Origin of the sequence: Kitasatospora sp. HUAS MG31 (assembly GCF_040571325.1) — a bacterium.
Classification (GTDB): domain Bacteria; phylum Actinomycetota; class Actinomycetes; order Streptomycetales; family Streptomycetaceae; genus Kitasatospora; species Kitasatospora camelliae.
The window spans coordinates 708,600-731,659 of record NZ_CP159872.1 but is presented as its reverse complement, the minus strand read 5'-3'; the positions used below and the strand labels follow the sequence as shown (position 1 = coordinate 731,659).

Sequence of the window (23,060 nt, the reverse complement as noted above, 5' to 3'; positions counted from 1 at the left end):
GGGGGACCGGTCACAGCGGCAGGAAGGCGTCGGCCTCGGGCCGGTGCGCCAGGACCAGTCCGGTGTGGACCTCGTAGAACCAGCCGTGCAGCCGCAGGGTGCCCTCGGCGTGCCGGCGGGCGATCCCCGGGTACTCCAGCAGCCGCTCCAGCTGCGCCCGGACGTGGCGCTGGACCGGGCCGGCCACGCTGGGGTCGAAGATCTCGCCGGTCGCGGCGGGTGCCTGGGCCGGCTGCCCGCCGGCCTGGCCGAGCCAGCTGCGCACGGCCGGGACCGCGCTGAGGTCGTCGCCGCGGACGATCGCGGTGACCGCGCCGCAGTGCGAGTGGCCGCACACCACGATCTCGCGGACGCCGAGCACCTCCACCGCGTACTCGATGGTGGCGGCCTCGCCGGAGGGCGGGGCGTCGCGGTACGGCGGGACGATGTTGCCGGCGGTGCGGAGTTCGAACAGGTCGCCGGGGCCAGCGCCGGTGATCAGCGCGGGGACGACCCGGGAGTCCGAGCAGGAGATGAACAGGGCCTGCGGGGACTGTCCCGCGGCGAGCTCCGCGTAGTCGCGGCCGGTCTCGCCGCAGCGGAGTCTGAACGTCCGTGCCTGGTCGATCAGTTGGTCCATGGGTGGTGCCTCCTTCCGCCCTCGCGTCGCCGCGAGGGGCATGGGAGCCGCACGGGCTCGGCCTGGCCCGGGAAGCCCGGGCCGATGGTCATGATCACGACAGGCGGATGTCTGAACCTCACCCGCCACGTCCCGCCCGGAGAGTGCCCGGCCGCGCTCGAACCGCCCTTTCGGGCGTGCGGAACCAGGGCGACGGCGAGGCTCCCCCGGGCGCCAGCCGTGTCAAGACTCAGTAAAGCACGAGTATGTGACGGGTAATAAGGTCGATTGAAGGCATTCCGTGTTCGTGTGGTTAACATCCTGTTGCCATCGACGATCGCTCTCGTCCGTAGGAGGGCGACCGGGGGCGGAAGCTGCCGGAACGCCGAAAGCCGACCGTCAGCGGGGAGCTGAGGTCGGCTGCGGCGGGGGCGCCGGGTGGCCCGGCGACCGGGCGTTTCAGGCCAGGTGCTTGAGGAGTTCGTCGGCCAGCGGTCCTGAGGAGGCCGGGTTCTGACCGGTGATCAGGTTGCGGTCGACCTCCACGTGCGGGGCCCAGGGCTCGCCCTCCCGGAAGTCGACGCCCGCCGCGACCAGGCGGTCCTGGAGCAGCCAGGGCGCCCGGTCGGCGAGCCCGGCCTGGGTCTCCTCGGCGGTGGTGAAGCCGGTCAGCCGGTACCCGGCGAAGGCGTTGCGCCCGTCGGGGCCGGTGGCGGCGAGCAGCGCGGCCGGGCCGTGGCAGACCACGGCGAGCGGCTTGCCGGAGGCCAGGGCGTCGACCAGCAGCCGGCCGGACTCGGCGTCGACCGCCAGGTCCTCCATCGGGCCGTGGCCACCCGGGTAGAAGACGGCGTCGTACGCGTCCAGCTTGACCTCGCCGAGCGGGATCGGGCTGCGGAGCTCGGTGAAGGCCTCCAGGCCGGCGGCGACCCGCGCGGCGCCGTCCGGGCCGCCGTTCATCTCGGGGGCGAGGCTGCCGGCGTCCGGGGTCGGGACCACGCCGCCCGGGGTGGCGACGGTGATCTCGTGGCCGGCCGCCTTGAGCGCCTCGTACGGGGTGACGGCCTCCTCGGCCCAGAAGCCGGTCGGGTGCCGGGTGCCGTCGGTGAGGGTCCAGTGGGTGGCGCCGGTGAGGACGAAGAGGATCTTCGACATGGTGTCTGCTCCTTCGAGGGGCCTGGGGGTGTCGCCGGGACCGCGCGGTGCGCGACGGCGGTCCGGCGGCCGGGCGAGCGGCTCGGCGATGACTCGACCCTAGGCCGGTCCGGGGGCTCCGGGCCAATGACAGCGCCGATGGCAGCCATCGGAATCCTGATGGCCGAGGAGGGAATATGCGCAGATCATGGCGGTGGAGCGGGAGTAGTCTGGCGGAATGAGCCATAGTTCTGCCGATGGATCGGCCGCCGGCCGTCCGCCCGGTTCCGGCCCGGCCGGGGACCTCAACCTGCTGCGGACCTTCCTCGCCGTCCACCGCTCCGGCTCGTTCACGGCGGCCGCCCAGGTGCTGGGCCTGTCCCAGCCCACGGTCACCGCGCAGATCCGCGCGCTGGAGCGGCAGGGCGGCAGGGAGCTGTTCGAGCGGCTGCCGCGCGGGGTCGCCCCGACACCGGTGGCCGACGAGCTCGCCGCCCGGGTCGCCGGCCCGCTGGACGCGCTGGCCGCGGTGACCGGGCATGGCCCCGGGCCGGAGGCCGAGGCGGAGCCCGTCCACCTGGCCGGCCCGGCCGAGCTGCTCGGTACCACCGTGCTGCCCGCGCTGGCGCCGCTGGTCGCCGAGGGCGTCCGGCTGCGGATCACCCCCGGGCTCGCCGAGCCGCTGCTGGAGGAGCTGCGGGCCGGGCGGCACGACCTGGTGATCGCCACGATCCGCCCGCGCGGCCGGGCGCTGACCGCCGTGCCCTTGGCCGACGAGGAGTTCGTGCTGGTCGCCGCGCCGGTGTGGGCCGCGCGGCTGGCGGGGCGGCTCGCCGTCGAGGGGCCGGCCGCACTGCACGGGGTGCCGCTGGTGGCGTACGCGGAGGACCTGCCGATCGTCCGCCGGTACTGGCGGCACGTCTTCGGGCGGCGGCTGAACGCGCGGGCCGCGCTCACCGTGCCGGACCTGCGGGGCGTGCTCGCCGCGGTGCTGGCCGGCGCCGGGTACACGGTGCTGCCGCGCTACCTCTGTGCGGCCGAACTCGCCTCCGGTGCCCTGGAGTTGCTGGACGAGCCTGAGGATGTGCCGATCAACACCGGCTACCTGGTGCAGCGGCCGGGCGCCGCCGCCAACTCGCACGTCGCGCTGGTCCGGGCGCACCTGCTGGCGGCGGCCCGCGGCTGGTGACCCCCGGGAACGCGGGTCAGCTCCGGGCGGCGGTGCGGCTGTCGAGCACCCGGAGGGCGAGGTCGCCCCAGCGGAGGTTCTCCCGCTCGAACTCCATGCCGCGCAGCAGCGTGAGGTACGGGCCGATCCGCTCGGCCGCGGCCAGGTACCGCTCCTCGGTCCGGCCGTCCAGCAGACGGACCCGGATCCGCTCGTAGCGGGCCAGTTTGGCGGTGGCCCGGTCCATCCGTTCGGCGATCGCCGAACGCACCGCGGCGGTGTCCCCGACGTCCGCGCACTGCACCTTGACCAGCAGTTCGTCGCGGATGGCGATCGGCCGGGCCGGCGGCTGCCCGGTGTAGGCGCGGACGGCGGCCAGGCCCGCCTCGGTGAGGGCGAACAGCCGCTTGGTGGGACGCCGGTCCTGCTCCACCACCCGCGCCGAGACCAGGCCCTCCGCCTCCATCCGCTCCAGCTCGCGGTACAGCTGCTGGGGGGTGGCCGACCAGAAGTTGGCCACCGAGGCGTCGAAGCCCTTGGCGAGGTCGTATCCGGAGGCCTCGCCTTCGAGCAGGGCGGCCATCACCGCGTTGCGCAGAGCCATTTCGTCAACGTAGCACGGCGTCCGGGAGGGACCTGGACAGGGAAACGGACCCTCCCGCATACTCACCGAAGCGACTAGTCAATTCGTTGAGTATCGGAGTGGCTCATGCACCCCTTCCGCACGGCGGTCGAGGACCGCGACACCGAGGCCCTGGCGGCCCTGCTCGCCGAGGACGTGGTCTTCACCAGCCCGGTGGTCTTCAAGCCCTACCCGGGCAAGGCGATCACCGCGGCGATCCTGCGCGGCGCGATGCGGGTCTTCGAGGACTTCCGTTACGTCCGCGAGATCGCCGACCCGGGCGGCCGCGACCACGCCTTCGTCTTCACCGCCACGGTCGGCGGCCGGCAGATCCAGGGCTGCGACTTCCTCCACTTCGACGAGCACGGCCTCATCGACGAGTTCACCGTCATGGTGCGGCCGCTCTCGGCGGCGCAGGCACTGGCCGAGGCGATGGGCGCCCAGTTCGACCGGATCGCCCAGGAGGCTGCCGCCGGTATCTGACGGACCGTCGACAAGGCTTGACGCGCGGGTCACTGGGCGCCGAGGGCCATCCACTTCCGCGGGTTGTCCAGCGGGGTGAACCCGGCCTTGGCGTACACGTCGTGGGCGTCGGCGGTGGCGAGCAGGATCCGGCGCAGGCCCAGCGGGGCGAGGTGGTCGCGGACGGCCGCCGTCAGCGCGGTGCCGAGGCCGAGCCCGCGGGCGGCCGGGGCGATGTACACGTCGCACAGCCAGGCGAAGGTGGCCCGGTCGGTCACCACCCGGGCGTAGCCCAGCTGCTCACCGGAATCACGGTGGTAGACACCGAAGTTGAGCGAACCGGCGATGGCCGCGTCCTGCTTCTCGCGGGCGCGGCCGAGCGCCCAGTACGCGTCGGTGGAGAGCCACCGGTGGATCAGCGCGGGGTCCAGCCGCGCAGGGTCGGTGGAGATCTCGTAGCCCTCGGGCAGTGCGGTGTCCATCCCCGCATCCAAACAGGCCGCACGGCCCGCGGCCAGCGAATACCCCAGCGCAGCCCCGCCGGCCCCGGCGGTGTTCCGGGCCGCGGGGTGCGCCGCCCGGGAGCCGTGGCTGCGGGCGGTCCACAGCCCGTACCCCTGGTGACGCCGGGCGCCCGGTGCGCCCGGACGGCGGCGAGGAGGCGGAGGTACGGCGCCGTACCTCCGCCTCCGGCTCGTCCCGGGCGGGCGTCAGTCCTCCGAACCCGCCGGGGGCAGGGCGCCGCCGCTGCGGCAGCCGACGAAGGAGGCGTTGGGGCTGACGGCGTCGAAGCCCATCCCGTACTGGGCGAACGCCTCCCAGGCGGCCTTGCGGACGGCCGGGTACTCCGCCGCGGTGATCTTGGTGCCGCGGAGGTCCTTGTACGCCCGCATGATCGCGTCCCGGGCGGTGAGGAAGGACGGGTTCTTCGGCGTGAGCTTCAGCCCGTCCACCACGGCCTGCCAGGTCACCCGGTAGCCGCGCCGGGTGTCGCCGAGGGCGGCACCGACCCTGCGGGTCACCTCCAGCAGCGCCGCACACCAGATCTCGCCGACGTCGTGCACCTCGCGGTAGCTCAGGTCGGGGTTCCCCTGGACCTGGCCGCGGCCCTTGCCGATGTCCCCGAACCGGCCCGGGTAGGCGGAGTCGTACGGCCGCTGGCGGATTCCCGCCGGGTCGTCGATGACCCAGCTGCCCACCACGTGGCGGTCCTGGGTGCTCAGGGAGTTGCGGATGCTCAGGGCGAAGAAGTCGCTCCAGCCCTCACCCATCGCGACGGACTGGTCCTCCTCCAGACCCTCCGCGTCGAACAGGCCGCCGACCAGCCGGTTGCTCACACCGTGGGTGAACTCGTGGCCGACGACGTCGAAGGAGCGGGCGGTGTGCCGGCCGGTGCCCGCGACCAGGCCCATGACCATCATGCCCGCCAGTCCGTCGGCCCGGGTGGTCATGGTGGCCGTCCCGGGCACCTCCCGCGGGTCGGCGACGGCGATGACCGGGTCGCCGCCGCGCCCCAGACCGCTCGGGTTGACGGTCTGGAAGTTCCCGTGCGCCTCGTCGAAGCCGAGGACCTGGAAGTAGTCGCGGGCGAAGTTGCAGAAGAAGAAGATGTTGGTGACCAGCTGCTTCGGGCTGTCGGCCGGGTCGTTGAACACGCCGTTGCCGGAGGCGTCCAGGGGGATCGTCACCGGCTGGCGGCTCACCCCGTCCAGGGCCCGCACGTTGTTCCCGACGGTGGAGGCGGTGCCGTTGGTGATCTCCACCCAGGTGCTCGGGACGCCGGCCGGCGGCGGGACGGAGCCGCCGTTGGTCTCCACGTTCGGGTAGTCGGAGACGGGCAGCGGGAACGGCGCCAGGTCGAAGGCGCTCTCGGCCGGGTCGCCGCGGAAGACCCGCCCGGAGACCACCCGGTGCGCCCGGTCCTGGAAGTAGAGGATCTCCGGGGCCTCCGGGTTCGCGGTCCGGTCGTCGGCCTCCACCAGAGCCTGGTACTGCGTCGTCCAGTTGTCCCGGGACAGCGTGAACCGCCAGCAGAGCCGGGCGTCGCCGCCCATGTACAGGTACACCAGCCGGGCCGGCACGGCCTCGTCGAACGGGCCCTGCGAGAAGGTCATCGGCTGGTTGGTGCCGCCCTGTGCCGCCAGTCGCCGGAAGCCGCCGGAGACGTCCAGCCGGGGCAGCTCGCTGGTGCCGAACGGGCTGCTGAGGGTGCGGGGTTCGGCCGCCTTGGCGGCGGCGACCCGCAGCGCGGCCTCGGCCGTCACGGCCGGCCGGACGGGCAGGTCCGGCGGGAGGCTGACGGTGTCGCCGACCACCCGCTCCACGGTGCCGTCGGCGCGCAGCCACACCTTGGGCGCCATTCCCCACACGTCGATGCCGTTGAGGGTCTGCTGGAGGCTCACCACCCGGACGTCCTCGCTGGTGGTGGCCACGCCCGGGTCCGCCACGAACTCGGCCGGCTCGCCCGCCGCGAAACCGATCGCCGGGGCCACCGAGGCGAGGTACTCCTTGGCCCGGGCGATGTAGGTGGCGTCGGAGGCGGCGGCCGGTTCGGCCGCGCCGGGCTCGGCGGCTCCGGCGGCGGCCGCGGTGTCCGCGAAGGCGGGAGCGCCGTCGACCCGGAGTTCGGTCAGGTGTCCGGTGAAGCGGTTGACCTTCTCGGGTTCGCCGGTGAGCGACTGGTCGACCCGGGCGCCGACCTGGTCGATACCGGCGAGGAAGGCGTCGGCGCCGGCCACGCTGTCGAGGTGGTCGTAGCTCATGTCCCGTCGGTCGATGGTGTCAGTCATGGCTTGGTCCTCGATCCTCGGTGCTCGATCCTCGGTGCTCGGTGCTTGGTGCTCGGTGCTTGGTAGGGGCTCGGTGTGCGGTGCGGTCCCCGGCCGCCGGCGGGTCACAGGCCCGCGAGGGTGAGGGCGGCGGTCGCGACCGTCCGGGCGACGGCCGCCGAGTAGACGGTGTCGTGGTCCGGGTCGGACAGGGTGTCGCCGGGGCGGTGGTACTGGCGGGTGCCGGTCTCCGGGGCGGTGTCCGGGAAGAAGTTCTCGGAGACCGCGACCGCCGGCCAGCCGCGTTCGTGGAAGCTGGCGTGGTCGCTGCGGCCGGCCGCCGGGTCGGCGGGGCCGGAGAGCCGCTGGCAGACCAGGTCCGGCGCGATGCCGGCGGCCGCCCGTTCCACCGCGGCGCCGAGCGCGTCCGAGGCCGGACCGACCGGGCCCGGCACCGCCGAACCGGCGTGGATCTCGAAGGTGCGCGGCCCCTCACGACGGCCGGCGATCATGTCCATCTGGAGTACCGCGGAGATCCGGTCGCCCGCCGCGGCAGCCGCCCGCGCGTACGACTTGCTGCCGACCAGGCCCTGCTCCTCGGCGTTGAACAGCACGAACCGCACCGAGCGGGCCGGTGTCCTCCCTGCGGCCAGCATCCCGGTCAGGCACTCGGCGGTGGCCAGCACCGCGGCCACCCCGCTGCCGTCGTCGTCCGCGCCCGGCGCCGGGTCCACCGCCGGGTCGTACGGGCGGGGGTGGCCGTCCCGGTCGAAGAACGTGCCGTCCAGCGCGGTGGAGTCCAGGTGCGCGGTGACCAGGACGGCCGAGTCCGCGCCGGCGACCCGGAGCTCGGCCTCCACGTTGGTCAGCCGCCGGCCGCGCCAGACGAACTCCCGGCGACGGGTCTCGAGACCGAGGCCGGCCAGCCGGTCCAGCAGGGCCTCCACCACCCGCGGGTTGTCCGCGCTCTCCGCGTCCCGGCTGCGGACCGGCGGGCGCGGATCGCCGTCCACCAGCGGCGCCGCCCCGGAGATCCGGGCCACGTGCTCGCGGACCACCGCGGCCGTGACCGCCGCCCGGACGGCCGCCACGGTCTCCTCCGACGGCTCGGCGCCCAGCGCGTCGCCGACCGGCCCGGCGGCGACCAGACCGGCGGCCGCCGCCTCCCCGGGACGGCTGAGCAGCGCCGGGTCGGCCAGCAGCCGCTCGGTGTGGCCGGGGCGGGCACCCGGCAGGTGCAGGTCCTCCACCCGCAGCGCGGACGGCGCGGCCAGGTAGGTGCCGCCCGGGGCCGGGCCGAGATCCACCGGGCCGGCGGTGTCGGAGCCCAGCCGGCCGAGCAACTCGGCGGCCCGGGCCTCCACGGCGGAGGCGGCGGAGGGGGCCGGGGAGTCCAAGGGACCGCCGTGCCCGTCCTGCCCGCCGCCGTCGTCGCGGACCAGGAAGACCGCCGTGTCGTCCACCGGCTCCCGGAGGTCGGCCGTGAAACCGGCCGGCTCGACGGCGGCCGCGCCCTCGGCGGTGGCCATCGCCAGCACCAGGCGGTCCGAGGCGACGTGCAGGGGCACCACCTCGGCCGTGTCGGCCACCGCCTCCAGGTCCGCCAGGCCGCGGCCGGCGGGCAGGCCGATCCGGACGAACCGCGCCGGCCGGCCCTGGGCGGCGGCCCGGGCGAACACCGGGTGGGGGGCCGTCACCATCCCGGCCTCCCGGGCCCGCGTCCGTTCGCCGGGATCCTCGCCGACGAACACGCAGTCGGCGGGCGGGACGGCGGCCGCGGTCACGGCCCGGTCGAAGATCTCCCGGGAGTTCTTGGGCCCGAACAGCACCAGGGCGGGATCCGGGAACCGGCCGGGGAACGCCGCCTCCAGCGCCGCCGCAGCCCGCTGCCGGGCCGCCTCGCCCGGGCCGGGATCGGAGAGGATCCCGCGGCGGCTGTCGGCGAGGCCGTCCAGCACCTCGAGGACCCGCCGTCGCGGGGTGAGCACCAGCACACCGTCGGCGTCGACGACGGCGTCCGCCAGCGTCGCACCGATGTCGAAGAAGAACACGGTCATGGCCGCCTCCGTGACGAGCACGGGCGGTCGGGCCCCGTGCCACGGCTCTGACGTGGCCCATGCTAGGGCCGGCCGCGGCGGCCGGGAACGGTAGGACTGCCCACCCCCGGGCGTGGGTCGGCGGATGCGTCAACGGGCGTGCGGGGGCGGCCGGTCGGAGGTGGTGTGGGTAGTTCCACCGGTGCCCCGCCCGGGCCCGGGCGTCCTGGCCCCGGCCTCGAAGGCGGCCCGAGCGGGCCGCCGGCTCACCAGGGGAGTTGACGGCCGTCGCGGAAGAAGCCGCCGGTGGGGCCGTCGTCGGGGAGGGTGGCGGCCCACAGGACGCGGGCGGCGCCCTGCTGGACGGCGGCGCCGCCGGGGCCGCCCATGTCGGTGGCGATCCAGCCCGGGCAGACGGCGTTGACCAGGATCCGGTCGCCGCGGAGTTCGGCCGCGAGCTTGCGGGTGAGGGCGTTCAGCGCCGCCTTGGACACCCCGTACGCGGGGGTGCCGCCGGTCATCGAGGTGAGCGAGCCGGACCCGCTGGAGACGTTGACCACCCGCGGGTGCGGCGAGCGGCGCAGCAGCGGGAGGAAGGCCTGGACGGTCCGCCAGGCGCCGAACAGGTTGGTCTCCAGGGTGCGGTGGACCTCCTCCAGGTCGACGTCCACCGCCCGGGCCGCGGTGTCGTAGTTCACGGCGGCGTTGTTCACCAGCACGTCCAGCCGGCCGAACTCGGCGGCCGTCTCCGCGGCGAGGGCGCGCACGCCGGCGGCGTCGGTGACGTCCAGGCGCCGCGGCAGCAGCCGGCCGGGGCCGCCGGCGAGCTCGGCGGCCGCCCGTTCGGCGTCGGCGGGCCGCCGGGCGCACAGCAGGACGGTGTGGCCGAGGGCGGCCAGTTGCCGGGCGGTCTCCCGGCCGATCCCGCGGTTGGCCCCGGTGACCAGGGCGACCGACTCGTCGGTGCTCACGCTGCCTCCGCTGCGCTGTTCGGCTTCCGGTGGTCCACGATAGCGGCCGGATCCCGACGGGCGGTCAACTCCGGCCCGGGCGGCGGGACTGTCCGGACCTCGTGATATGTACTCCGTCCGGGCGCGAACCTGACGCCCGGACACCACACACGAGAAATTTCGAGGGGGCCGCGCCGTGGCGCTTTTCCGGTGGGGATTCGGACGGAGGCGGGCGGCGGACGGACCGGCGCTCGACCCGTCCTTCGGGGACGAGGCACTGGCGGTGATGCTCCGTCAGGCCGCGGCCGGCGACTGGGCGGCACTGCGCCAGGGCCTGGCGGGGGTGACCGACGCCGCCGAGCTGACCTGGGTGCTCTCGGCGCTGGCCGACGTCCGCGGCGTGGAGACGTGGATATCCCGGGCCGTGGAGGCCGAACCCGGCTCCGCGCTGCCGCTGCTCCTCTCCGGCGCCCGGCACGTCTCCTGGGGCTGGGAGGCCCGCACCCGGGCCAGTGCGCGGGACGTCAGCCGCGAGCAGTGGGAGGTGTTCCACCGGCGGCTCGCCGTCGCCGAGGAACAGCTGTACGAGGCCGCCGAGCGCGAGCCCGACCTGCTGGCGCCCTGGTACTTCCTGCAGATCAGCGGCCGCGGCACCTCGCTGGACCGGGAGGCGGCCACCTACCGCTTCGAGGCGGCGCTGCGCCGCTGCCCCGGCCACCTGGACTCGCACCGGCAGCGCCTGCAGCAGCTCTGCGAGAAGTGGGGCGGCTCCCACGAGGAGATGCACGCGTTCGCCGACGGCGCCGTGCGCGCCGCCCCCGAGGGCAGCCCGCTCGGCGAACTGGTCGCGCTGGCCCACCTGGAGCGCTGGCTGAGCCTGGAGGGCGGCGCGGCGGGCTCCGCGTACCTGAACACCCCCGCCGTGCGGGAGGAGCTCCACGAGGCCGCCCGGCGCTCGGTGCTGCACCCCGACTACCCCCGGCCGCGCGGCTGGAAGGGCGCCCTCAACACCTTCGCCCTGGCCTTTTCGCTGTCCGGGCAGCCCGAGGCCGCCCGGCTGATGTTCGAGCGGATCGGCACCACCGTGACCGAGCGCCCTTGGATGCACCTCAGCGGCGACCCGGCCGAGGCCTTCCGCCGCCACCGCGACGCCGCCGCCGCGGCCGCCCGCTGACCACCCGCCCCGCGACCGAAAGACATCCGGTGTCCCCTTCCGACCGCGCCACCGGCGCGCACACCTTCCAGGTCGACCTGCGCGGCCTGGTGGACCTGCTCTCCCACCACCTCTACTCCAGCCCCCGCGTCTACCTGCGCGAACTCCTCCAGAACGCGGTGGACGCGATCTCCGCCCGGCAGGCCGCCGACCCGGCCGCGCCCGCCCGGATCACCGTCCACGCCGGTACCGAGCTCACCGTCACCGACACCGGCATCGGCCTCACCGAGGCCGACGTGCACACCTTCCTCGCCACCATCGGCCGCAGCTCCAAGCGTGACGCCGAGGGCCGGTTCGAGGGCGTGGCCGGCGCCCGCGGCGACTTCATCGGCCAGTTCGGCATCGGCCTGCTCGCCTGCTTCGTGGTCGCCGACGAGATCACCGTGGTCACCCGCTCCGCCGCCACTCCCGACGCCCCCGTCATCGAGTGGCGCGGCGGCTCCGACGGCCGGTACACCATCACCACCCTGCCCTCCGAGGCCAAGCCGGAGCCCGGCACCACCGTCCGGCTCGCCCCCCGCGCCGACGCCGCCGAGTGGACCGCACCCGCCCGGGTCGTCGAGCTGGCCCGCGACTTCGGCAGCCTGCTGCGCCACGAGGTCACCGTCACCGACGACCGCGGCGGCGCCGTCCGGATCAACGCCACCCCGCCCTGGGCCGCCCGGCACGGCTCCCCGGTGGCCCGCCGCGAGGCGCTCGCCGCGCACTGCCGCAGCACCTTCGACTTCACCCCGCTCGACTCCATCGAGCTGGACCTGCCGCTGGTCGGCCTGCGCGGGGTCGCCTACGTCCTGCCCGACGCCGCCCCGCCCTCGCGCCGCGCCGGACACCGCGTCCACCTCAAGGGCATGCTGCTCTCCGACCAGGCCGACGACCTGCTGCCCGAGTGGGCGTTCTTCGTCCGCTGTGTGGTCGACGCCGACGGCCTGCGCCCGACCGCCTCCCGCGAGGGCCTGTACGCCGACGAGACCCTCGCCGCCGTCCGCGACGCCCTCGGCGCCCGGATCCGTGACTGGCTCACCGGCCTGTCCGCCAGCGACCCGGCCCTGCTGCACCGCTTCATCGGCGTCCACCACCTCGCCGTCAAGGCGCTCGCCCGGTACGACGACGAGCTGCTGCGGATGCTGCTGCCCTGGCTCCCGTTCGAGACCACCGACGGCAACGTCACCCTGGACGAGTTCGCCCGCGCCCACCCCGTGGTGCTGGTCACCCGTACCGTCGAGGAGTTCCGCCAGGTCGCCCCGATCGCCGCCGCCGCGGGCCTCGGCGTGGTCAACGGCGGCTACACCTACGACCACGACCTGGTGCACCGGCTCCCCGAGATCCGCCCCGGCAGCTCCGTCGCCGACCTCGACCCCGGCACCGTCACGGCCCACCTGGACGCCGTCGACCCGGCCGCCGAACTGGCCGCCGCCGCCTTCCTCGCCGTCGCCCGCGAGGTCGTCGGCCGGTTCGACTGCGACGTGGCGCTGCGCAGCTTCCACCCCACCAGCGCCCCCGCGCTGCTGCTCGACAACCGCGAGGCCCGCCACGAGCGGACCCGGGCCCGGCTCGCCGACGAGGCCGACGGCCTGTGGGCCGACATCCTCGGCTCGCTGCGCGCCGAGGTCCCGCGCGCCCAGCTCGTCCTCAACCACCTCAACCCGCTGGTCCGCCGGGCCGCCTCGATCACCCACCGGGACCTCGCCGTCACCGCCATCGAGGCCCTCTACGGCCAGGCCCTGCTGCTCACCCGCCGCCCGCTGACCGCCAGTGAGAGCGCCCTGCTCAACCGGTCGTTCATCAGCCTGCTCGACCACGCCATGCTCGGCCACGAGAGCGCCGCGACCACGCCCGGGCCCACCGGCCCGCCCCCCGGCCCGGACGGCACCGCCGGCCCGCACCACCCGCAGAAGGAGTCGTGATGCTGGACACCCCCGACGCGGTGCTCACCGCGCTGCGCGAGAACGACGCCCGCCCGTACGGCCGGCAGCGCACCGTCACGGCCGAGGAACTCGTCGACGCCGCCGAGCCCTTCGACGACCCCGGCCTGCTCGCCAGCGCCCTGCTGGAACTGATGGAGGCCTACGAGTACGACGGCGAGCGGACCAAGCTCCCGGTGGTCTTCGCCCGCGTCCTCAAGCTCTGGGACGCCGACCGCACCGTCTTCAGCGAATGGGGCGCCCGGCAGGTCCTGTGGCGCTTCAAGTGGGTCGCCGCCGCGCTGCTCGCCACCCCGGACGTGCCCCTGGAGGCGATCGACCGCTGGCACCGCGAACTGCGCGACCGGTACACCGCCGCCGACGCCGGCCTCCAGCCGTACCACGCCGAGCGGCACCACCTGGCCGCGCACACCGGCCGCGACCGTGAGCAGGCCTTCGACCTGTGGGCCACCCGCCCGCGCGCCGAACTCAGCGACTGCCCCGCCTGCGAGACCCGCGCCCGCGCCCTGCACCACGTCCGGGCCGGCGACGACGAGCGGGCCCTGGCCGTCTGGCAGCCGGTCTTCGACGGGCCGAGCTCCTGCCGCGAGGAGCCCTACGTCAGCCACGCCCACGCCCTGCTGCCGCTGCTGCGCCTGGGCCGCACCGACGAGGCCCGCTCCGGCCACCTGGTCGGCTACCGCTACGCCCGCGGCAAGACGGGCACCGCCCGGGAGATCGGACTGCACCTGGAGTTCTGTGCGCTGTCCGGGAACCAGCCGCGCGGCCTGGAGATCCTCGCCGAGAACCGCGACCTGTTCACCGCCCAGGGCGACCCGCTGGCCCGCCTGGACTTCCTCACCGGCACCGAGGTGCTGCTCGCCGCCCTGGTCCGGGACGGGCACGGCGAGGTCGCCGTCAGCGGCCCGCCCGGCACCACCTGGACGGCCGGGGCGCTGCTCGCCCACGTCCGGGCCGAGGCCGAGCCGCTGGCCGCCCGGTTCGACGCCCGCAACGGCACGGACGCGGTCGGTGCCGCCCGCCGGGAGCGGCTGGCCCGCCGCCCGCTGCTGGCCGAACCGCTCGCCCTGGGCGTACGCGCCGCCGGCCCGCTCACCCCCGGGCCCGGCACGGCTCCGGTGGCCGAGGTGCCCGCCGGGCCGCGTCCCGGTGCCGAGCCGCTGCCCGACGACCTCACCGCCCTGGTGCTGCGCGCCCGGGAGATCGGCCGGCTCGGCCACCCCGACGCCCGCGCGATGTGGGACCGGATCACCGAGGCCGTCGAGGCCGAGGACTACCGGCACGCCGACTCCGCCGAGCTGGGCACCCTCGCCCGGCTCACCGCCGAGATCGCCGAGCACCGCGTCGCGGAGGCCGCCGACCGGCGCGGGACCGTCCACCAGGACCGGGCCGAACTCGACGCCGTCGCCGACCTGTTCGAGCAGGCCGGGCTGCCCGGCGAGGCTCTCGCCACCCGGGCCCGGGCCGCCGTCGTGGAACTGGGCGAGGACTCCGGCACCCCCGACTGGGCCGAGCTGGACGACCTGCTGCGCCGCGCCGAGGAGCTGCTCGCCGTCCGCGGGGAGACCACCGGGGACGCGGACGGGGAGATCACCGACGACGACTACCTGGGCGTGCTGCACTGCCGCGCCTTCGCCGCCCACCACGACCTGGTGCTGGCCCTGCCCGAGACCCCGGCCGAGCAGGTGGAGCGGTTCGAGGCGGCGGTCGGCGCCCTGCGGGCCGAGAGCACCGCACGCGGCGTACCCCACCGGGTGCTGACCGTCCGGCAGTTCCTCGCCGACGTGGCCGCCCGCCGGGACCGGCTGGACGAGGCCGTCACCGAGCTCCGCGGGGTGCTCGCCGAACTGGAGACCCTGGAGCTGCCCTGGCGCAGCCCCCGCACGCTCGGCCTGCTCGGCCAGCTGCTGCTCCAGCGGGAGGAGCCCGCCGAGGCCGCCGAGGTGCTGCACCGGGCCCTCGGCGAGGCGGCCCGCTGGCGGGAGCCGGTCTTCCCGTACGCGCGGACCTACGCGCTGCTGGGGGAGGCCGCCGCCCGCTCGGGCGACGTGGGCGCGGCCGTCCGGGCCCTGTCGGAGGCGGCCGCCCGGTTCGACCGCGCGGCCGAGCCGGTGTTCGCGGCGCACGCCCGGCTGCTGCTCGCCGACGTGCTGCGCGGCTCCGGGCAGGGCGTCGACGCGGTGGCGGTGCTGGAGTCCGTCCTGCTGGACCCGGCGGTCGGCGAGCTGGACGAGCGGATGGTGGCGCAGCTGCGGCTCACCCTCGCCCGAGGCCTGTACGAGCTGGACGAGAACCTGGCCGCCGCCGAGGAGTACCTGCGCCTCGCCGACGCGGTCGCCGGCTGGGAGGACCGGGACACCCACACCATGGTGGCCTGCGAGGCCACCGTCGCCCTGGTCGAGGCGGGCCGTCTCGACGCCGCCCGGGCCGCCCGCGAGCGGGCGCTCGCCTCGCACGCGGAGGCCCCCCGGCCGGACCAGATGGCCGGGACCCTGCGGCACTCGGCCCGGCACACCATGGTCGAGCGCGGCGCGGAGGGGCTGGAGGACGCCCTGGCGCTGCTCGCCGAGGCGGAGGCCGTCCGGGAGCGGGCCGAGGCCGCCGGGGACGCCTACAACGAGTGGTGCCAGCGCGGCGCGCTGGAGGAGGAGCGGGCCCGCGCCTACGCGACCGCGGACCGTCCCGAGGAGGCCCTGGCGGCGGCCGAGCGGGCCATCGCCGCGTACGAGGCGGGCGGCGAGGAGGCGGAGCCGTCGCGGGCCGAGACCGTCCGGCTGGCGGCCTTCGTCGAGGGCCGCGCCCTGGGACGGACGGACGCCGCGGTGGCGCGGCTCGGTGCCGGGATGGAGCGCTGCGAGCGGTTGGGCCTGACGGAGGCGGCCGCCGTCCTGGGCGAGTTGCGTCGGCGGCTGGCGGAGCAGGGGTAGCCGGGCTGACGGCCGTGGGCGGCCCGGGGCGGGGATTCCCGCGCCGGGCCCCTCCCGTCGGTCCGCCGGGGGCGTCCTCGGCGTCAGCGGGCGGAGCCGAGGGTGCGGTCGGCCTCGGCGCCGGAGAGCAGGAGGGTGGTCTCCTCGATGCGGCGGAAGCGGCCGTCCGGAGCGAACTCGCCGAAGAGGTACACCTCCATGGACACCGTGGAGCCGTCGTTCTTGGTGACGTGGACGGTGTGCCGGTCGGCGTAGTGGGTGTCGTTGGCGAGCTCGTCGTGGACCTCGACGGTGCCCTCGGCGATCACGCCGCGCAGGTGGCGGATGTGCTCGGTGAACTGCTCCCGGTCGTCCCAGCGGCCGTCGGTGCGCTGGCGGTAGTCGGGGCTGAAGTGTCGCTCGACGGCCTCCTCCAGGGGGAGGCCCGGGGTGAAGAGGAGGTCCTGGAGGGCGGCGGTGATGCTGGTCCGGAACATGGCGGGACTCCGTTCGGTGGAGGAGCGAACAGTATGCGTGCGTCGAGCACGCTTTCCTGGGGGGAGCGTACACCAGTTCACGTGCGCTGCGCACGCTAAGCTGGAGAGGTGGACGCACCGACCCCCGACCCCGACGCCCTCGGCGGCGCCGTCGCCGACGCTCTCGGCACCCTGCTCAAGCGCAGTCACCGCACCGGCCTCTACCGGCAGTTGACCGAGGGGCTCGGCGAGGCCGTGGACGAGGTGACCTACCCCGTGCTCAGCGGTCTGGCCCGGACCGGCCCGGTCGCCGCCGCCGAGCTGGGCCCCGAGATCGGCCTCGACCGCTCGGGCGTCAGCCGGCGCGCCTCCCGGCTGGAGGCGGCCGGACTGCTCCGCCGCCGACCCGATCCCGCCGACCAGCGGGCCGTGCTGCTGGAGCTGACCGACCGAGGCGCCGAGACCGTCCGGGTGATGCGGGCCCGGCTGGCCGCCCGGGTCGCCGACTCGCTGAGCGGCTGGCCGCCGGAGGAGGCCGAGGCCTTCGCCCGCGGGCTGGCCCGGTTCGTGGCGGAGGGGCCGTTCACCGCCGGCGGGTGAGGCCCCCGAGCCCTGGGTCGGCGGCTCGGCCCAGGGTGCCGGTGGCTCGGCTCGGGGTGCGGCGGCTTGACGCGGGGTGCCGGTGGCTCAGCCCAGGGCGCGCAGCGCGGTCAGCACCTCGACGTCCAGCGCCGGATCGGCGCCGTCCGGCGAGCTGACCGACAGCCGGGTCACCAGGCCGTCGTACCGGCGGTGGATCTCCGCCGCGACCCGGTCCACCGGACCCGCCACCGCGAAGGCGTCGAACACCCGGTCGTCGATCAGCTCGGCCATCCGCTTCCAGTCGCCGCGCAGCGACAGGCGGTGGAGCTCCTCGTGCAGGTCCTGCCAGCCGTGCAGGGCCAGCACCGGCAGGTAGGCCGGGGTGGAGGCGTAGAACGCGATCCGCTCGCGGAGCGCCGCGCGGTTGGCGGCGACCTCCTCCTCCGTCCGTCCGGTCGCGGCCAGCACGTTGCCCGCGATCTCGAACGGCCGGTCCGTCCACGGCTCCCCGGCCTCCTCCGCCCCGGCACGGGCCGCCCGTACCCCCGGCAGCACCCGGTCGCGCAGGTACTCCACCGTGGTGAACGGGTGGCTGATGAAGCCGTCGGCGACCGCCCCGGCCGTCGCCGTCATCAGCGGACCGACCCCGGCCAGCAGGATCCGCGGCACCCCGGCGGCGACCGGCGGCGGCGCGAACACCGGGGTCATCAGCGTGTGGGTGTAGAACTCGCCGCGGAACCGCAGCCGTTCACCGGTCTGCCAGCTGTGCCAGATCGCCCGGACCGCCTGCACGTACTCCCGCATCCGCGCCGCCGGACGGTCCCACGGCATCCCGAACCGCCGCTCGATGTGCGGCTTCACCTGCGAGCCCAGCCCGACCACGGCCCGGCCGCCGGACACCTCGTGCACGCCCCACGCCTGGTAGGCGAGGGTCATCGGGGTCCGGGCGAAGGCCACCGCGACGCCGGTGGCCAGCTCCAGGGTGCCGGTGCGGTCGGCGGCGCGGGCCAGTTGCAGGAACGGGTCGTGCGCGGTCTCCGCCACCACCAGCCGGTCCAGCCCCGCCCGTTCCGCCAGCTCGGCGGCCGCCAGCACCCCGGCCGGATCCCCGGGCACCGACACGTCGAGGCGGAGCCCCTCAGCCTGGCCGTCCATCAGTTCGCACCCTTCCGCGCCTGCCTGACCTTCCGCCCGCCGACCCTACCGCCCGCACCGCCGCAGTCCCCGCCGCCGCGGTCGCACGGCGGTGGCGGGACGTGCGGGGTGTCAGTGGCCGTAGGGGGTGCCGTACGGGGGCTGCTGGGGCTGCTGGCCGTACGGCTGCGGCTGGGGCTGCTGGCCGTACGGCTGCGGCTGGGGGTGGGGCTGCGGCTGGGCGTACGGCGGCTGGGCTCCGTACGGAGGCTGCTGGCCGTACGGCGGTGGGGTGCCGTAGGGCTGTGGCGGCTGCTGCAGGGGGCCGCCGGCGTACGCGGGCGGTCCGGCGGTGCGGTTGCGGCGGGACAGGACGACGGCCGCGACGACCACCAGCAGGACGGCCACGGCCCCCGCGCCGCCCAGGATCAGCGGCAGCTTGCCGGAGCCGGAGGAGCTCGCGGAGGCGGAGGAGCCCGAGGCGGCGGGGGTGCCCTGGTCGCCGCCGATGTCGACGAGGCCGAAGCCGCCGTCGGGGGCGGCCGTGCTCGCCGCCGGGGCCGGAGCGGCTCCCGCGGTCGGTGCGGCGACCGGCGTGAGCTTCAGCGGGAACTGGTCCGCGGGACCCGGATCGCCCGGCGTGGTGAGGGCGATCCGCGGCCGCACCGCGCCGTAGCCGATGAAGTCGCTGCGCTCCTTGGGGTTGCTGGCGGTGTTGATCAGCACGCGCAGCACCTGGTTGTTGGTCCAGGTGGGGTGGGCCGACCACAGGAGGGCGGCGGACGCGGACATCAACGCGGCGGAGTCCGAGGTGCCCTGGCTCTTGCAGTAGCCGGTCTTGCCGGTGCACGCGGCGTAGATGTCCACACCCGGAGCCGCGAGGGTGACCTGCGGACCGTGCTGGGACCACGGCGCCACCTTGCCGTCGCGGTCGGTGGCGGCCACGGCGACCACGCCGGGCAGACTGCTCGGCAGCTCCTGCGGGTTGTCCTTGTCGCCGGTGTTGCCCGCCGAGGCGATGACCAGGCTGCCCTTCGCGAGGGCGTGGTCGACGGCGGCCCTGAGTGCGGCGAAGTCCGAGGCGCCGAGGTGGCGGAAGCCCTGGGAGACGTTGATCACCTTCGCGCCATGGTCGGCCGCATAGGTGATCCCGTCGGCCAGCTGCTTGCCGATGTCGGTGGCGGCCATGGCCGTCTCCGACCCGGAGTTGACCTTGACCGGAAGGATCTTGGAGCCGGGCGCGAGGCCGAAGGCCCCCTTGCCCCCGAGACCCTTGCCGGTGCCGGCGATCAGGCTGGCCATGCCGGTGCCGTGCCCGAGGTAGTCGGCGAAGGCGCCGTCCTTGTTGCTGAAGCCGCTGAGGTCCAGGCCCGGAAGCAGCTGGCCCTGAAGATCGGGCGCGTCCTTGTCGACCCCGGTGTCCACCACGCCGACCACGATCCCCGCGCCCGTACCGGTCTTCCACATCTCGGGCGCGTGCATCGCGTCCAGGTGCCATTGCTCCTGGCGGATCGACTCCACCCCGAACGCCGTCCCCGGCGAGGCCCCGACCCCGATGGCCGCCACCGCCAGCAGCGCGGCGACGCGCCGCACCCGTCTCCCCGTACGCCGTATCACGTTCTTCCTCACCGAAGGTCACCGACCGTCAGGGCCGCCGGCGCCCGGCCGGGGGCCCACCGCACGACCCCGCCCGGCCGGACCGGGCTTCGCCGGTCGGCCGGGCGGGGTGCGAGGTGAGCCCTACTCAATCACGCTCCGACTGCCGCGTTCCCGGCGCCCCGGGGGCGGCCGGCGGCAGCCCGTCGGGGCAGGCGGCGAGCCTGTCGGGGCGAGCCCGGGCCGGCCGGGGAAAACCGGTGCCGGGCGCGGACGCGGTCCGCCTACGGTGGGGCGATGACGACTCAGGTGATCGTGTTGAACGGCGGGTCCAGCACGGGGAAGTCCGGGATCGCGCGGTGTCTGCAGGCGGTGCTGCCCGATCCGTGGCTGACCCTCGGCGTGGACACCCTGATCGAGGCCATGCCGCTCGCCGAGCGGACCAGCGCGGCGGGGATCGAGTTCGGCGCGGACGGCGAGGTGACCGTCGGCGAGCGGTTCCGGGCCCTGGAGGCGGCCTGGATCGAGGGCGTCGCCGCGATGGCCCGGGCCGGCGCCCGGGTGATCGTGGACGAGGTGTTCCTCGGCGGCGCCGCCTCCCAGCAGCGCTGGCGGAGGGCGCTCGACGGGCTGCCGGTGCTGTGGGTCGCCGTCCGCTGCGACGCCGACACCGCCGCCGCCCGCGAACTCGCCCGCGGCGACCGCGTCCCGGGCATGGCCGCCTCCCAGGCCGACCTGGTGCACCACGGCGTGACCTACGACCTGGAGGTCGACACCACCCGCACCGAGGCCCTCTCCTGCGCCCGCACCATCGCGGCAGCCGTCCACTGACCCCGCCGCCTCGCGGCCCCTCGCATGGGTGGTCCTTCGCCCGGTGAAGTGTGGAGAGGGACCCCGGGGGGGGCCGCTGACGCGGTACCGCCAGCGTGGTCCACCGGGCGGCCCGCCCACCTGAGTAGGGGTACTCAGATTCCCCGACGCGCACCACCCGCACCACCCCGCACCGAGCGTTCATGGGCCCCGAAAAGGCGTCCGTCACCAGTGAATTGACCGTCTCAGGATGCGGCGCGGCCGGTGATGTGGATCACACGGCGGACCGCGTCGGCGGGGGCGGGAAGCTACCGTCGGGTAGAGATTCCCAGGTTGCGGCCGGTTTTCACAGCGACCTCCCAGATTTGCGTCTGTTCACTCGCCCTTCAGATGGAAGTTTGTGAATTTCCACAGAATTGCTATGCATTGACTTGCATTCCTATGTGGGGGCACGCTTCGGCGCCATGAAGAGACCCCTTCTGGCCGGCTCGCTCACCCTCGCGGTCAGCAGCCTCGTGATAGCCGGCGCGGGCGCCCCCGCGACCGCCGCCACCGCCAACAGCCCCCAGCCCAAGGCCTCCCACAGCCAGGCCCTGCAGGACGCCGCCGCCCAGGTCACCGCCAACCCCACCGCGGTCAAGGCCGGCGCGCACGACCAGTTCCAGGCCACCAACGTCGTCGTGGACGCCGACGGCACCCGCCACGTGCACTTCAACCGCACGTACCAGGGCCTCCCGGTCCGCGGCGGCGACGTCATCGTCCACTCCGCCCCCGGCGGCCAGCTGGACTCCGCCACCCTCACCCAGGCCGCCCCGATCGCCATCTCGGTGACCCCCTCAGTCACCGATCAGCAGGCGATCGCCAAGGCCGCCAAGCTCTTCAAGGGCACCAAGAAGAACAGCACCGCCACCCTCGCGGTGGACGTCACCGGCGAGGCCCCGAAGCTGGTCTGGGAGGTCGTCCTCCACGGCACCGGCCCGGACCAGTCGCCCAGCCACCTGCACGTCCTGGTGGACGCCAAGACCGGTGCCACCGGCGAGAGCTGGGACACCTTCTCGGCCTTCGTGCCCGAGGGCGTCAAGGCCGGCAAGACCGCCGCCCCCGCCACCGCCCTGGCGGCCCCCGCGGCCGCGGCCGCCGTCGCGGCCTCCGGCACCGGCAAGGGCTTCCAGGTCGGCAACGTCACCGTCAGCACCACCCAGAACTCCGCCACCAGCTACACCCTCAAGGACCCCAACCGGGGCAACGGCGAGACCCGGGACGCGCAGAACCAGACCACGACCAACGACTCCCCGCCGGCCGGCTGGGGCGTGGCCCTCAACGACGCGGACAACGTCTGGGGCAACAACGCCCTGACCGACCGCGCCACCGTCGGCGTGGACGCCCACTACGGCATCCAGGCCACCTGGGACTTCTACAAGAACGTCCTCGGCCGCAACGGCATCAAGAACGACGGTGTCGGCGCCCGTTCCTTCGTCCACTACGGCACCAACTACGGCAACGCCGGCTGGGACGACGACAGCTTCTCGATGATCTACGGCGACGGCGACGTGGGCGCCAAGCCGTTCACCGAGATCGACGTCGCGGGCCACGAGATGAGCCACGGCGTCACCGCCGCCACCGCCGGCCTGATCTACAGCGGCGACGCGGGCGGCCTGAACGAGGCCACGTCCGACATCATGGGCACCATGGTCGAGTTCAACGCCAACAACGCGGCGGACGCGCCCGACTACCTCATCGGCGAGAAGATCGACATCAACGGCAACGGCACGCCGCTGCGGTGGATGGACGACCCGAGCAAGGACGGCAAGTCGGTCAAGTGCTGGTCCACCAGCACCAAGAACCTGAACCCGCACTACTCCTCCGGGGTCGGCAACCACTTCTTCTACCTGCTCGCGGTCGGCTCCGGCCAGTCGCAGTGGGGCAACAGCCCGACCTGCGACGGCTCCACCGTCGCCGGCATCGGCAACGACGCGTCCACCAAGATCTGGTACCGCGCCCTGTCGACCTACATGACCTCCAACACCGACTACCCGGGCGCCCGCACCGCCACCATCAAGGCGGCCAAGGACCTGTACGGCACGGGCAGTACCCAGTGCGCCGCGGTGGAGAAGGCCTGGAGCGCGGTCTCCGTCGCCCCGACCTCCACCACCTGCGGTGGCACCACCCCGCCGCCCACCGGTGGCAACCTGCTGCTCAACCCGGGCTTCGAGTCCGGCGCCACGTCCTGGACCTCCAGCACCGGCGTGATCACCAACGACGCCGCCGCGGCCCCCCGCACCGGCACCTACTACGCCTGGCTGGACGGCTACGGCTCGGCCCACACCGACACGCTCTCGCAGTCGGTGAGCATCCCGGCCACCGCCACCGCGCCGAAGCTCTCCTTCTGGAACAAGATCACCACCGAGGAGACCGGCACCACGGCGTACGACACCCTCAAGGTCCAGGTCGTCGACGGCACCACCACGACCACCCTGGCCACCTACTCGAACGCCAACGCCTCCTCCGGCTACGTCCAGCGCACGCTCGACCTGTCGGCGTTCAAGGGCAAGACCGTCACGATCAAGTTCACCGGTACCGAGGACTCCTCCCTCCGCACCAGCTTCCTGATCGACGACACCTCGGTCACCGCCGGCTGATCCGGCACCCGACCGGCGGACCCGGGCGGAGCGGCGTACACGCC

18 protein-coding genes are annotated in these 23,060 nt (G+C 74.9%); 8 read left to right on the top strand and 10 right to left on the bottom strand.

Annotated features, from left to right (window positions below; genetic code table 11):
* Positions 1 to 10: 10 nt before the first annotated feature.
* On the bottom strand, positions 11 to 619 hold the full coding sequence (locus tag ABWK59_RS03495) for a carbonic anhydrase (RefSeq protein WP_354637808.1): 609 nt from the start codon (positions 617 to 619) through the stop codon (positions 11 to 13).
* A 438-nt stretch (positions 620 to 1,057) separates the two neighbouring features.
* Positions 1,058 to 1,753: a type 1 glutamine amidotransferase domain-containing protein gene (locus ABWK59_RS03490; RefSeq protein ID WP_354637807.1), complete on the bottom strand. Its 696-nt coding sequence runs from the start codon at positions 1,751 to 1,753 to the stop codon at positions 1,058 to 1,060.
* Between the two features lie 217 nt (positions 1,754 to 1,970).
* Here ABWK59_RS03490 and ABWK59_RS03485 point away from each other — a divergent pair, with 217 nt between their 5' ends.
* Positions 1,971 to 2,921 (top strand): LysR family transcriptional regulator, encoded by a 951-nt coding sequence (locus tag ABWK59_RS03485; protein ID WP_354637806.1) that lies wholly within the window; start codon positions 1,971 to 1,973, stop codon positions 2,919 to 2,921.
* A gap of 16 nt (positions 2,922 to 2,937) precedes the next feature.
* Here ABWK59_RS03485 and ABWK59_RS03480 read toward each other — a convergent pair whose 3' ends face one another.
* Positions 2,938 to 3,504 (bottom strand): PadR family transcriptional regulator, encoded by a 567-nt coding sequence (locus ABWK59_RS03480; RefSeq protein ID WP_354637805.1) that lies wholly within the window; start codon positions 3,502 to 3,504, stop codon positions 2,938 to 2,940.
* Between the two features lie 105 nt (positions 3,505 to 3,609).
* On the opposite strand from ABWK59_RS03480, the gene ABWK59_RS03475 reads away from it, so the two are divergent.
* Positions 3,610 to 4,005 (top strand): nuclear transport factor 2 family protein, encoded by a 396-nt coding sequence (locus tag ABWK59_RS03475; protein ID WP_354637804.1) that lies wholly within the window; start codon positions 3,610 to 3,612, stop codon positions 4,003 to 4,005.
* Positions 4,006 to 4,034: 29 nt separating this feature from the next.
* On the opposite strand, the gene ABWK59_RS03470 is transcribed toward ABWK59_RS03475, so the two are convergent.
* The 4 genes from ABWK59_RS03470 to ABWK59_RS03455 all read right to left on the bottom strand — a co-directional run bounded on the left by ABWK59_RS03470 (position 4,035) and on the right by ABWK59_RS03455 (position 9,759).
* Positions 4,035 to 4,466: a GNAT family N-acetyltransferase gene (locus ABWK59_RS03470; RefSeq protein ID WP_354637803.1), complete on the bottom strand. Its 432-nt coding sequence runs from the start codon at positions 4,464 to 4,466 to the stop codon at positions 4,035 to 4,037.
* 228 nt (positions 4,467 to 4,694) lie between these two features.
* On the bottom strand, positions 4,695 to 6,773 hold the full coding sequence (locus ABWK59_RS03465; RefSeq protein WP_354637802.1) for a M36 family metallopeptidase: 2,079 nt from the start codon (positions 6,771 to 6,773) through the stop codon (positions 4,695 to 4,697).
* Between the two features lie 104 nt (positions 6,774 to 6,877).
* Entirely contained in the window at positions 6,878 to 8,809 is a 1,932-nt protein-coding gene (locus ABWK59_RS03460) for a M28 family metallopeptidase (protein ID WP_354637801.1), read from the bottom strand.
* Between the two features lie 245 nt (positions 8,810 to 9,054).
* Complete coding sequence (locus ABWK59_RS03455) at positions 9,055 to 9,759, bottom strand: SDR family oxidoreductase (RefSeq protein WP_354637800.1); 705 nt, start codon at positions 9,757 to 9,759, stop codon at positions 9,055 to 9,057.
* A gap of 175 nt (positions 9,760 to 9,934) precedes the next feature.
* Here ABWK59_RS03455 and ABWK59_RS03450 point away from each other — a divergent pair, with 175 nt between their 5' ends.
* Genes ABWK59_RS03450 through ABWK59_RS03440 form a run of 3 tightly spaced genes read left to right on the top strand, consistent with a single transcriptional unit; the run spans position 9,935 to position 15,800 of the window.
* Entirely contained in the window at positions 9,935 to 10,912 is a 978-nt protein-coding gene (locus ABWK59_RS03450) for a hypothetical protein (protein WP_354637799.1), read from the top strand.
* A gap of 29 nt (positions 10,913 to 10,941) precedes the next feature.
* Positions 10,942 to 12,855: an HSP90 family protein gene (locus ABWK59_RS03445; protein ID WP_354637798.1), complete on the top strand. Its 1,914-nt coding sequence runs from the start codon at positions 10,942 to 10,944 to the stop codon at positions 12,853 to 12,855.
* On the top strand, positions 12,855 to 15,800 hold the full coding sequence (locus tag ABWK59_RS03440) for a hypothetical protein (RefSeq protein WP_354637797.1): 2,946 nt from the start codon (positions 12,855 to 12,857) through the stop codon (positions 15,798 to 15,800). Before ABWK59_RS03445 ends, ABWK59_RS03440 begins: the two co-directional genes overlap by 1 nt.
* Before the next feature lie 83 nt (positions 15,801 to 15,883).
* On the opposite strand, the gene ABWK59_RS03435 is transcribed toward ABWK59_RS03440, so the two are convergent.
* On the bottom strand, positions 15,884 to 16,276 hold the full coding sequence (locus ABWK59_RS03435; protein ID WP_354637796.1) for a nuclear transport factor 2 family protein: 393 nt from the start codon (positions 16,274 to 16,276) through the stop codon (positions 15,884 to 15,886).
* A gap of 108 nt (positions 16,277 to 16,384) precedes the next feature.
* On the opposite strand from ABWK59_RS03435, the gene ABWK59_RS03430 reads away from it, so the two are divergent.
* Positions 16,385 to 16,855, top strand: a complete 471-nt coding sequence (locus tag ABWK59_RS03430; protein ID WP_354637795.1) for a MarR family winged helix-turn-helix transcriptional regulator — start codon at positions 16,385 to 16,387, stop codon at positions 16,853 to 16,855.
* A gap of 87 nt (positions 16,856 to 16,942) precedes the next feature.
* Here ABWK59_RS03430 and ABWK59_RS03425 read toward each other — a convergent pair whose 3' ends face one another.
* The gene (locus ABWK59_RS03425) at positions 16,943 to 17,992 is read right to left on the bottom strand and encodes a TIGR03617 family F420-dependent LLM class oxidoreductase (RefSeq protein WP_354637794.1); all 1,050 of its coding nucleotides are present in this window, start codon (positions 17,990 to 17,992) and stop codon (positions 16,943 to 16,945) included.
* A gap of 111 nt (positions 17,993 to 18,103) precedes the next feature.
* A complete protein-coding gene (gene mycP / locus ABWK59_RS03420; RefSeq protein WP_354637793.1) occupies positions 18,104 to 19,564 on the bottom strand; it encodes a type VII secretion-associated serine protease mycosin in 1,461 nt (486 codons plus the stop codon).
* A 300-nt stretch (positions 19,565 to 19,864) separates the two neighbouring features.
* On the opposite strand from mycP, the gene cpt reads away from it, so the two are divergent.
* Together cpt and ABWK59_RS03410 are read left to right on the top strand one after the other, a co-directional pair.
* Entirely contained in the window at positions 19,865 to 20,398 is a 534-nt protein-coding gene (gene cpt / locus ABWK59_RS03415; RefSeq protein WP_354637792.1) for a chloramphenicol phosphotransferase CPT, read from the top strand.
* A gap of 443 nt (positions 20,399 to 20,841) precedes the next feature.
* Positions 20,842 to 23,016 carry a M4 family metallopeptidase gene (locus ABWK59_RS03410; protein WP_354637791.1) on the top strand — a complete coding sequence of 725 codons (2,175 nt, stop codon included), beginning with the start codon at positions 20,842 to 20,844 and terminating at the stop codon, positions 23,014 to 23,016.
* Positions 23,017 to 23,060: the final 44 nt, after the last annotated feature.

Coding starts and splice junctions, on each gene's coding strand:
- ABWK59_RS03495 (WP_354637808.1), bottom strand. CDS start 619: ATGGACCAACTGATCGACCAGGCACGGACGTTCAGACTCCGCTGCGGC.
- ABWK59_RS03490 (WP_354637807.1), bottom strand. CDS start 1,753: ATGTCGAAGATCCTCTTCGTCCTCACCGGCGCCACCCACTGGACCCTC.
- ABWK59_RS03485 (WP_354637806.1), top strand. CDS start 1,971: ATGAGCCATAGTTCTGCCGATGGATCGGCCGCCGGCCGTCCGCCCGGT.
- ABWK59_RS03480 (WP_354637805.1), bottom strand. CDS start 3,504: ATGGCTCTGCGCAACGCGGTGATGGCCGCCCTGCTCGAAGGCGAGGCC.
- ABWK59_RS03475 (WP_354637804.1), top strand. CDS start 3,610: ATGCACCCCTTCCGCACGGCGGTCGAGGACCGCGACACCGAGGCCCTG.
- ABWK59_RS03470 (WP_354637803.1), bottom strand. CDS start 4,466: ATGGACACCGCACTGCCCGAGGGCTACGAGATCTCCACCGACCCTGCG.
- ABWK59_RS03465 (WP_354637802.1), bottom strand. CDS start 6,773: ATGACTGACACCATCGACCGACGGGACATGAGCTACGACCACCTCGAC.
- ABWK59_RS03460 (WP_354637801.1), bottom strand. CDS start 8,809: ATGACCGTGTTCTTCTTCGACATCGGTGCGACGCTGGCGGACGCCGTC.
- ABWK59_RS03440 (WP_354637797.1), top strand. CDS start 12,855: ATGCTGGACACCCCCGACGCGGTGCTCACCGCGCTGCGCGAGAACGAC.
- ABWK59_RS03435 (WP_354637796.1), bottom strand. CDS start 16,276: ATGTTCCGGACCAGCATCACCGCCGCCCTCCAGGACCTCCTCTTCACC.
- ABWK59_RS03425 (WP_354637794.1), bottom strand. CDS start 17,992: ATGGACGGCCAGGCTGAGGGGCTCCGCCTCGACGTGTCGGTGCCCGGG.
- cpt (WP_354637792.1), top strand. CDS start 19,865: ATGACGACTCAGGTGATCGTGTTGAACGGCGGGTCCAGCACGGGGAAG.
- ABWK59_RS03410 (WP_354637791.1), top strand. CDS start 20,842: ATGAAGAGACCCCTTCTGGCCGGCTCGCTCACCCTCGCGGTCAGCAGC.